Consider the following 9,345-nt stretch of genomic DNA (forward strand, 5'->3'; position numbering starts at 1 on the left):
CCGTGTCTGAGCACGGAAACGCACGCACAAGACCGCAGGTCAACCGGCGGCCGCCCACGCCTCCAGCATCGCCCGCGCGATCGACACCCCGCCGGGCAGGATGAGCTCCCGGTCCTCCCCGGCCTCGAATGCGGTGCCGCCGACCCCGCGCGCGCCGGACAGCCGCGTCACCGGCCCCTCGCCCTCGCGGGTCATCCAATCGCCCGCGGCCAATGCCTCGCGCAGCTCGTCACGCGTCACCCAGCGCGCGTTCTCGATCTCGCCCTGCTGCAGCTTCATCGGCGCGTCCGGGTCGGCGACGGCCGAGAACCCGATCATGAGCGAGCGGGGGAACGGCCAGGGCTGCGAGCCGAGGTAGGTGATCGTCGAGACCGTGACCCCGACCTCCTCGGCGCACTCCCGGGCCACGCACGCCTCGAGCGACTCGCCCGCCTCGACGAACCCCGCCAGCACCGAGTACCGGCCCTCCGGCCAGATCGGCTGGCGGGCCAGCAGCACGCGGTCGGCGCCGTCGTGCACCAGGCAGATCATCGACGGGTCGGTCCGGGGGTACTCCTCGTGGTCGTGCGCCTCGCAGAGCTGGGCCCAGCCGGCCTTGATCGCGCGCATCGGCGACCCGTCGCGGCCGCAGAACCGGGAGCGGTCGTGCCAGGAGAGCAGCGCCACCGCGGTGGTCAGCAGCCCGGCGGACCGGGCGTCGAGGTCGCCGCCCGAGACCCGCAGGTCGCGCCAGCGCTCCATCGCGGAGAACCCGGAGCCGGCGTCAGCCTGGAAGTTCTCGGGCAGCTCGTCGGGGTCGGGCACCCGCAGGCCCCAGTAGGTGGTCCCGTCCTCGTCGCCGAGCAGCACGGCGCCGGGCGGGATCGTGTCCCCGAATTCGCGGGCCGGGGCGTCGACCAGGCGCAGCGACCCGTCGTCGGCCTCCTCCACCGGCGTGCGCCCCCGCGGGTCGACCCGCACCACCCGCGCGAGTGGCCACGTCGACGCGACCTGGTCCGGGTCGTCGCGCACCTGCTCGCGCCGGTCCACCGTCGAGCGGGACAGGCGGGGCAGGGAGTCGAGGTGGAACGCGGCGCGCAGGTCGGGCCCGGCGGTCGCGGAGCTCGAGGTGGTGGTCACGTGATCGATGTTCCCCCGGGAACCCGGATCCCGCCCAATGCGCCCAGCGACGTCGCCGTCGTCGACGCGTCGGCGACCACGACCCCGGTGAACCGGGCCGGCGCGAGGAACTCCGCGGCCGCCGCGGCCGCCTCCTCCACGGTGACCGCCTCGAGACGCTGGGGGTGCTCGCGCACCCACTCCGAGGACAGCCCCACCCCCGCGAGCCCGGCCAGCGTCGAGGCGAGCCCCGCCTGGGTCGTCATGGAGATCAGCAGCGAGCCGATCGCGTACCGCCGCGCCGACTCCAGCTCCGACGCCGACGGCGGCACGACGGCGGCCCGGCCCAGCTCGTAGCGCATCTCCAGCAGCGCGGCGGCGGTGACCTCGGAGGCACAGTCGGTCTCGACGAGCAGCGCCGCGCCGTACGGGTCGAACTCCAGCGACGACGACGCGTGGTACGTGTAGCCCTTGTCCTCGCGCAGGTTCTCCACGAGCCGTGACGAGAAGTAGCCGCCGAACGCCAGGTTCGCCAGCTGCAGCGCGGGATAGCGCCGGTCGGTGCGGGGGATGGCGGCCGCGGAGAGCCGCAGCTGGGACTGCACCGCGCCCGGGCGGTCGACCAGCAGCAGCTCGGAGCCGTGCAGCGCGGGCAGCGGCGGCAGCACCGAGGCCTCGCCGGGGGTGTCCCACGCCGCGAGCGCCGCGGCCACCGCGGCGACGGCGTCGTCGGGATCCAGGTCCCCGACCAGCACGAGCACCGACCCGGACGGCACCACCATGCGGCGGTGCAGGGCGAGCAGCTCCTCGGTGCCGACCCCGAGGACCTCGTCGACGTCGGGCATCTCCCGGGTCACCGGGTGGTCGCCGTAGCGCTGGCGCTGCAGGGCGCGCCGCGCGATCACCGACGGCTGCGCGGCCGCGACCTGGATGCGCTCGGCGAGGCGCTCGCGCTCCCGCTCGACCTCGTCCGCCGGGTAGGACGCGGAGGTAAGGACGTCGGCGACGACGTCGAGCAGGGTCGGCAGCCCGTCGGCCAGGGCGTGCCCGGCCGCGGCGAGCCGCTCGGGGTCGACCGAGAAGCCGAGCTCCCCGCCGACGCCGGCGAGGTCGTCGTCGAGCGAGACCCGGCTGCGCCGGGAGGTCCCCGACAGCGCGGTCGAGGCGAGCACCTCGGCGACGGCGGTGTGCCGCGGGTCGGCGTCGGAGAACGGGATCCGGAGGCGGACCTCGACCATCGGGACGGCGGGCCGGCGCACCGCGATCACGCGCAGGCCGTTCGACAGCACGGTGTCGGTCTCGGCGGGCGCGGGGACCTGCGGCTGGGGCCGCAGCGGCGGCAGACCCCGGGGTCCGGTCGGGGTCCGGCCGATCTCCGTGGCGGAGCGGCGCAGGGCGGTGTCGGGCGCGGCGCCCGGCGGCGTCGTCGAGGGCGCGCTCATGCGTCGGCTCCGGGGGTGAGGACCAGCAGGGCCCGGGAGTCGGGGCTCAGCGCCGCGGCCGCGGCCCCGACGGCCTCGGGGGTGACGGCGGCGATGGCGGCGGGGAGTTCGTCGGAGAGCTCCGCCCGCCCGTGCACCAGCTCGGCGGAGCCGAGCGCGAGCATCCGGTTCATCAGCCGGTCGTGCTCGCGGTAGAGCGCCGCGGACCACCGGGCGGTGACCCGGCGCAGCTCCTCGGGATCGGGACCGTCGACGGCGAGGCGGCCGAGCTCGGCGTCGACGGCGTCGACGATCCGGCGGGGCTCGACGCCGTCGGGGTGCACCGCGGTGATCGTGAAGGTGTCGGGGTCCCGGGCGTCCAGCGGGGCGCCCATGAGCCCGGCGGAGGCGGACAGGTCGGTGACGAGCCCGTCGCCGTAGACCAGCCGCTGGGTGAGGCGCGCGGCCTCACCGTCGGTGAGCAGGCTCGCGAGCACCGCGTGGGCGAGGTAGCCGGAGAGGTCGGTGTCCGGGTCGGGCATGCGGTAGCCGAGGGCGAGCGCGGGCAGCGGGGCGTGGGCGTCGACGACGGACTCGGTGCGCTCGCCGTCGGGAGCCGGCTCGCCGAAGGACGGCCGGGCGGGCACCGGCCGCGCCGGGATGTCACCGAAGTGGCGCTCGACGAGCGCGGCCGCATCGGAGACGTCGAAGTCGCCGACCACGGTGAGCACCGCGTTGCCCGGTGCGTAGTACGCGTCGAAGAACGCCGCGGCGTCGTCGAGGGAGGAGCGCTCGAGGTCGGTGAAGTCGCCGTAACCGTTGTGGGCGTTCGCGAAGCTGGAGTAGAGCACCGGCGGGAGCAGGATCCAGGGGAAGCCGCCGTACGGCCGGTTGAGGACGTTGAGCCGGATCTCCTCCTTCACCACGTCGATCTGGTTGGCGAGGTTCTCCTCGGTCAGCTTCGGGGCGCGCAGCCGGTCGGCCTCGAGGAAGAGCCCCCGCTCGAGCGCCGCGGCCGGGAGGATCTCGAAGTAGTCCGTGTAGTCCTGGTGGGTCGAGCCGTTGAACACCCCACCGGAGCCCTGCACGTGCCGGAAGTGGGCGAGTTTCTCCAGGCTCTCCGAGCCCTGGAACATCAGGTGCTCGAAGAGGTGCGCGAACCCGGTGCGTCCCTCGGGCTCGCTGCGGAACCCGACGTCGACGTGGACCGCGATCCCGACGACGGGGTTGGCGGTGTCCGGGGCGAGCAGGACCCGCAGACCGTTGTCGAGGATGAGGCGATGGCGCGCCGCGTCACTCGTGCTCCCGGGGGAGCTGGGTGGTGCCGGAGCGGCAGCGGGGTTCGGGGGGAGGGCGGCCGTACTCACCCCCCGACCCTAACGGCGACCGCGAGTGGTGGCTGGGCCCCGGGCGGACGTCGATCGGGTTGCCCGCACGCGGGTGGGCCGCACCGCGTGCGGGCCGGTGCTGCGCCGGGTCCGGGCGGCGGCGGGCCGGCTGCGCTGCGCCGGCACGCGGCCGGTGCCGGGGCGGCCCGGACGCCGACGGGGCCCGGTCCCGGCCCGGCGGGTGTGGTCCCGGGTGACGACGACGAGCAGGGCGCCGGCGCCGAGGGCGGCGGCGACGGCCAGCGCGAGCTCGAGGCGCGCGACCACCGGGGAGACGCCCTGACCGGCGACGTCGGTGCTCGCGGTCGGGGTCCGCATGCCGCTGCCCGCGACGGTCACGGGGCCCGTGAGGTGCCCGTCCGCGGGGACCACGACCGGCACCGGAGTGCCCGGCGGCCGCCCGCACCCGTCGAGCACGGCCTGCCGGCGGGCGCCGGCGACCTCGAGGGCGACCGAGTCGTGCGGTTCGGGCGAGACGCAGGACGCGCTGGCGGTGACCACGGCGGTGGCGGTCACCATCGGGACCGGCGCGGGGGCCGGCGGGGCCGGCGCGAGCCCGACGACGCGGGCCAGCACCGACACCTGGGGCACGGCCACCGCGAGGACCACGACGACGGCCATGGCGCCCAGCGCGAGTGCGACGAGCACCCCGAGCGTGCGCCCCGCGGGAAGCCTCGACGTTCGGGCCCGACCGCCCGCGTACGCCGGGACGCGGCCGTGGGAGGCGAGGACGCCGGGGAGTGACACGGGCGTGATTCTGCCGACGCCGCGCCGGACCCGATGGAGGGAGCCCGGCGTCGTACCCACGATGACCGACTGCTACACCTACGCGTTCTGCCGACACTCCGCCCGCCCCCCGCCCGGCCCTGCTGCGACCCAACGGGAGGCGGGCCGGCGACGCCCCGTGCCCGGGTGAGGGCGGCCGCCGCGTCAGGACGTCCGCTCCCCCAGCAGCCGCCACAGGTGGGCGATCGCCTCGGCGCCCGCGAGCAGCAGCGGCAGGACCGCCCGCTCGTCGGGGGCGTGGATGCGGTCGCCGGGCAGCATGACCCCGAGGAAGGCCAGCGGAGCGGCTAGCCGGGTGGTCAGCAGCGCCTCGGGCCCGCTGCCGCCCTCGCGCGCGGGCAGCACCTCGGCCCCGAGCGCGATCCCCATCGCCTCGCGGATGGCGGCGACGAGGTCGGAGTCGAGGTCGCAGATCAGCGGCGGGACGCCGGGGCCGCCGGTGGACACCTCGGCGTCGATGCCGGCCGGGATCCGCTCGGCGACGAACCGCTCGACGAGGGCCTTGATGCGGGCCGGGTTCTGGTCGGCGACCAGCCGGAACGTCATCTTCAGCGTGGCGACGTGCGGGACGATCGTCTTGTGGCCCGGCCCGGCGTAGCCGCCGTGGAGGCCGTTGACCTCGGCGGTCGGGCGCGCCCAGAGCCGTTCGTAGGTGCTCCAGCCCGCCTCGCCCGCCGTCGCCGTCGCGCCGGCGGCCGACCCGGCGAGCCAGGCGGGCTCGTCGAAGGGCAGCGCCGCCCAGGCCTCGCGCTCGCGGGCGGTGGGCTCGCGGACGTCGTCGTAGAAGCCCGGGACGGCGACGCGGCCCGCGTCGTCGTGGAACGCCGCGACCAGGGCCGCGAGCTCGGTGACCGGGTTGGCGACCGCCCCGCCGAACTGGCCGGAGTGCAGGTCGACCGAGGCGCCGTGGAAGACCACCTCGAGGTCGACCATCCCGCGCATCCCGGTGCACACGGTCGGCACCTCGCGGTCGACCATGCCGGTGTCGGTGACGACGATCTCGTCGCAGGCCAGCGCGTGCGCGTGCGCGTCGAGGAGATCGGCCAGGTGCGCCGACCCCGACTCCTCCTCGCCCTCGACCAGGAGCTTGAGCGAGACCGCCGGGGCCGCGGCGCCGGTGGCCGCGAGGTGGGCCCGGACGCCCAGCAGCACCATCGCGAGGTGGCCTTTGTCGTCGGAGGCGCCGCGGCCGCGGAGCTCCTCGCCGACGACCTGCGGGTGGAACGGGGCGAACGACCAACCGTCCTCGAGGTCGGCGGGCTGGACGTCGTGGTGGCCGTAGACCAGCACGGTGGGTGCGGCCGGATCGGCAGCGGGCCAGTGGGCGTAGACCGCCGGGAGCGCCGCGGTGTCGGACCAGACCTCGACGGTCGGCCAGCCGTCCCGGCGCAAGGTCGCCTCGAGCCAGGCCGCCGAGCGGGCCACGTCGCCGTGGTAGCCCGGGTCGGCGCTCATCGACGGGATCCGGAGCCACTCCGAGAGCTCGGCGACGAAGGCGTCGGCCCGCCTCGCGACCTCGGCCTGCTCGACGGTCCCCGAGTGCCGCACGGTGCTCGTCACGCCCGCCACGGTAGTCCGGGCCCTCGGCGTCGCGTGACGAGCGCGGCGACCTCCCCGCGGCGCACCCAGGCGACGACGGCGAGCAGCACCCCGACGATCACGGGGGTGCACCAGTAGCCCGCGTCGAGGAAGAACAGCTGGGCGCCGGTGGCGCCGACCATGAGCGCGACGAGGCAGGTGGCCGCGAGCCCGGCCAGGCGCGGGACGAGGAGCCCGATCCCGCCGGCCACCTCGCAGAGCCCGACGACGATGCGCAGCCACTGCCCCGTCCCCAGGTCCTCGAAGATCGCGACGGCGGAGGACTCGCCCACGAGCTTCGGCAGCCCGGAGCCGCCGACGAACGCGAGCCCGAGCAGCACCTGCAGCGTCCACAGGCCCGCGGTGGCGGCGCGCGGGCGGGCCGGGGCGGCGGAGACGGTCTCGGGGCGGGTGGCGGTGGTCATCGCGGGTCTCCTCGTTCGGCGGTGGCCCCCGCGACCTGCAGGAGCGATACCGGAATCCTGCTCAACCGGACCATTGAGTGTCAATAGCATACTGAGACATATTGTTTTCGTACTCCACGGCCTGCGAGCAGCGACGCGCTGCGCGACGATGCGCCCATGAGCTTCAGCCGGCCGCCCGCGTTCACCACCCGGCCCACGCTCGAGGGCACCGTCGGGATGGCTGCCTCGACGCACTGGGCGGCCTCGGCCACCGCGATGGCGGTGCTCGAGCGGGGTGGCAACGCCGTCGACGCGGCGGTCGCGGCGGGTTTCGTGTTGCAGGTCGTCGAGCCCCACCTCAACGGGCCGGGCGGGGACCTCACCGCGGTGTTCGTGACGGCGGACGACCCCGCCCCGCACGTCCTCGACGGCCAGGGCCCGGCGCCCGCGGCGGCGTCGGCGGCCCGCTACCGCGACGAGGGCCTCGACCGCGTGCCGGGCGCCGGGGCGCTCGCGGCGGCGATCCCCGGAGCGACCGACGCGTGGCTGCTCCTGCTGCGCGAGCACGGCACGTGGGAGGTCGGCGACGTGCTCAGCCCGGCGACCGGCTACGCCCGCGACGGGTTCCCGGCCGTGGCGCGGGTCGGCTCGACGATCCGCGCGGTCGCGGACCTGTTCCGCGAGCACTGGCCCTCGTCGGCGGCGCTGTGGCTGCCCGACGGCCGGGTCCCGGGCCCGGGCGAGGTGCTGCGCAACCCGGCGTGGGCCGCCACCCTCGACCGGCTCGCCGCGGCCGCGCAGGGCCCGACCCGCGAGGCGCGCGTCGACGCGGTGCGCACGGCGTGGGCCGAGGGCTTCGTCGCCGAGGCGGTGCAGGCGTTCAGCCGGGTCCCGCACCGGCACGCCTCGGGCACCGACCACGCGGGCGTGCTGACGGTCGCCGACTCGGCCGGGTGGCGCGCCTCGGTCGTCGACGCCTTCGTGGGCTCCTTCCGCGGGCACCGTGTCGTGAAGACCCCCGCCTGGGGCCAGGGCCCGGCGCTGCTGCAGATGCTGGCGCTGCTCGAGCCGTACGACGACGCGGCGCTCGACCCGTCCACCGAGGCCGGCGCCCACCTGGTCCTCGAGACGATCAAGCTCGCGCAGGCCGACCGGGAGGCCTGGTTCGGGGACGTCGACGACGCGGTGGGGCTCGCCGACCTCCTCGACCCGGTCTACCTCGATGCCCGCCGGGCGCTGGTGTCCGAGGAGGCCTCACCCGACGTCCGGCCCGGCTGGGTCGGCGGGCGCGAGCCGCGGCTCGCCGAGCTCGCGCTGGCCGGGGCCGCGCCCGGCGTCTCGGCGGGCTCGGCGGTGGGCGAGCCGACGGTGACCCTCGAGGGGGAGCCGGGCGCGACCAGCTCCCACGGCGAGATGCGCGGGGACACGTGTCACCTGGACGTCGTCGACCGGTGGGGCACCGTCGTCTCCGCGACCCCGTCGGGTGGGTGGCTGCAGTCCTCCCCGGTGATCCCCGAGCTCGGCTTCGCGCTCGGCACCCGGCTGCAGATGACGTGGCTGGAGGAGGGCCTGCCCTCGACGCTGACGCCCGGACGTCGGCCGCGGACGACGCTGACGCCCACGCTCGTGCTCGACGACGCCGGCCGCCCGGTCACCGCGGTGGGCTCGCCCGGCGGCGACCAGCAGGACCAGTGGCAGCTGCTCTACCTGCTGCGCACCCTCGTCGGCGGGTGGTCACCGCAGGCCGCGATCGACGCGCCCGCGCTGCACACGACGTCGTCGCCGGGCTCGTTCTGGCCGCGCGACCGCGAGCCCGCCGGGGCGGTCGTCGAGGACCGGCTCGGCGACGAGGTCATCGCCGGGCTCGCGCGGCGCGGCCACCGGATCTCCCGCGCCGGGGACTGGTCGCTCGGGCGGCTCTCGGCGGTGGGCATCGACCACGCCCGGGGGGTGCTCTGGGGAGCGGCGAACCCGCGGGGCATGCAGGGCTACGCGGTCGGCCGGTGATCGCCGGGTCTGCGAAGGTGATCGTCATGCCGCTCCCCTCGCTGCGCCGGCGGCGCACCCGGCCCGACCCGGCCGACCGCCGTGGCCCGGCCCGCCACGCGGCGCCTCGGCGCGACGGCCGCCGTCGGGCTCTTCCTCGCCGTCTACCCGGCCAACCTGCAGATGGCGTGGGACTGGCGACACCGGACGTTTCCGCTGGGGGCGGCCGCGCTCGGCCGGCTGCCGCTGCAGTACCCGATGATCATGTACGCGCTGCGGGTGCGCGCCGAGGCCTGAGGGGTCACCGGGGGACGCCGAGCAGCCCCGCCGGGTCGTGACGCCGGGCCAGGTGCACCAGGCGGATCAGCTCCTCGGAGGTCGTGCGGCTCCGGGGCAGCATCGCGGTGGTGTCGCGGGCGTCGAGGACGACGGCGGTCACCACGCCGACCGCCCCCGGCCGCGCCCGGAACGCCCACCACAGCTCCGTCGCGCACCCCCGGCCCGGGAGCGTGTGCACGACACCGTCGCCGGTGACGACCGTGGCCCCCCGCAGCGTGGTGGCGCCGAGCGTCCCCCCGACCGTGCCGGGGCGCGACAGCACGGCGCTGGCCCGGGGGGCGACGTCGACGGCCGCGCGGTGCACGGCCGACCACGCCGCGCCGACCCCGGCCCGGACCGTGCCCG

At 76.5% G+C, this 9,345-nt stretch carries 8 protein-coding genes and 1 pseudogene; 2 read left to right on the top strand and 7 right to left on the bottom strand.

Annotated features, from left to right (window positions below):
* Window positions 1-39: 39 nt before the first annotated feature.
* The 6 genes from nudC to VGH76_RS21815 all read right to left on the bottom strand — a co-directional run bounded on the left by nudC (window position 40) and on the right by VGH76_RS21815 (window position 6,696).
* On the bottom strand, window positions 40-1,119 hold the full coding sequence (gene nudC, locus VGH76_RS21790; protein ID WP_331558819.1) for an NAD(+) diphosphatase: 1,080 nt from the start codon (window positions 1,117-1,119) through the stop codon (window positions 40-42).
* On the bottom strand, window positions 1,116-2,540 hold the full coding sequence (locus VGH76_RS21795; RefSeq protein ID WP_331558820.1) for a pitrilysin family protein: 1,425 nt from the start codon (window positions 2,538-2,540) through the stop codon (window positions 1,116-1,118). Before VGH76_RS21795 ends, nudC begins: the two co-directional genes overlap by 4 nt.
* Complete coding sequence (locus VGH76_RS21800) at window positions 2,537-3,793, bottom strand: pitrilysin family protein (RefSeq protein ID WP_331558826.1); 1,257 nt, start codon at window positions 3,791-3,793, stop codon at window positions 2,537-2,539. The genes VGH76_RS21795 and VGH76_RS21800 overlap by 4 nt, the downstream gene beginning before the upstream one ends.
* Before the next feature lie 102 nt (window positions 3,794-3,895).
* Window positions 3,896-4,654, bottom strand: a complete 759-nt coding sequence (locus tag VGH76_RS21805; protein WP_331558821.1) for a hypothetical protein — start codon at window positions 4,652-4,654, stop codon at window positions 3,896-3,898.
* Window positions 4,655-4,837: 183 nt separating this feature from the next.
* The gene (locus tag VGH76_RS21810) at window positions 4,838-6,253 is read right to left on the bottom strand and encodes a M20/M25/M40 family metallo-hydrolase (protein WP_331558822.1); all 1,416 of its coding nucleotides are present in this window, start codon (window positions 6,251-6,253) and stop codon (window positions 4,838-4,840) included.
* A complete protein-coding gene (locus VGH76_RS21815; RefSeq protein ID WP_331558823.1) occupies window positions 6,250-6,696 on the bottom strand; it encodes a DoxX family protein in 447 nt (148 codons plus the stop codon). The genes VGH76_RS21810 and VGH76_RS21815 overlap by 4 nt, the downstream gene beginning before the upstream one ends.
* Before the next feature lie 156 nt (window positions 6,697-6,852).
* Here VGH76_RS21815 and VGH76_RS21820 point away from each other — a divergent pair, with 156 nt between their 5' ends.
* Together VGH76_RS21820 and VGH76_RS21825 are read left to right on the top strand one after the other, a co-directional pair.
* Complete coding sequence (locus tag VGH76_RS21820) at window positions 6,853-8,682, top strand: gamma-glutamyltransferase family protein (RefSeq protein WP_331558824.1); 1,830 nt, start codon at window positions 6,853-6,855, stop codon at window positions 8,680-8,682.
* A gap of 81 nt (window positions 8,683-8,763) precedes the next feature.
* A complete protein-coding gene (locus tag VGH76_RS21825; RefSeq protein ID WP_331558825.1) occupies window positions 8,764-8,958 on the top strand; it encodes a hypothetical protein in 195 nt (64 codons plus the stop codon).
* 4 nt (window positions 8,959-8,962) lie between these two features.
* On the opposite strand, the pseudogene VGH76_RS21830 reads toward VGH76_RS21825, so the two are convergent.
* Window positions 8,963-9,345 (bottom strand): annotated as a pseudogene (locus VGH76_RS21830) (hypothetical protein); the annotation flags it as partial.

The organism is Actinomycetospora sp. (genome assembly GCF_036497585.1).
Lineage (GTDB): Bacteria > Actinomycetota > Actinomycetes > Mycobacteriales > Pseudonocardiaceae > Actinomycetospora.

Bases quoted from the DNA above. Each gene is read 5' to 3' on its own strand.
- VGH76_RS21820 (WP_331558824.1), top strand. From the start codon at position 6,853: ATGAGCTTCAGCCGGCCGCCCGCGTTCACCACCCGGCCCACGCTCGAG.
- VGH76_RS21815 (WP_331558823.1), bottom strand. From the start codon at position 6,696: ATGACCACCGCCACCCGCCCCGAGACCGTCTCCGCCGCCCCGGCCCGC.
- VGH76_RS21795 (WP_331558820.1), bottom strand. From the start codon at position 2,540: ATGAGCGCGCCCTCGACGACGCCGCCGGGCGCCGCGCCCGACACCGCC.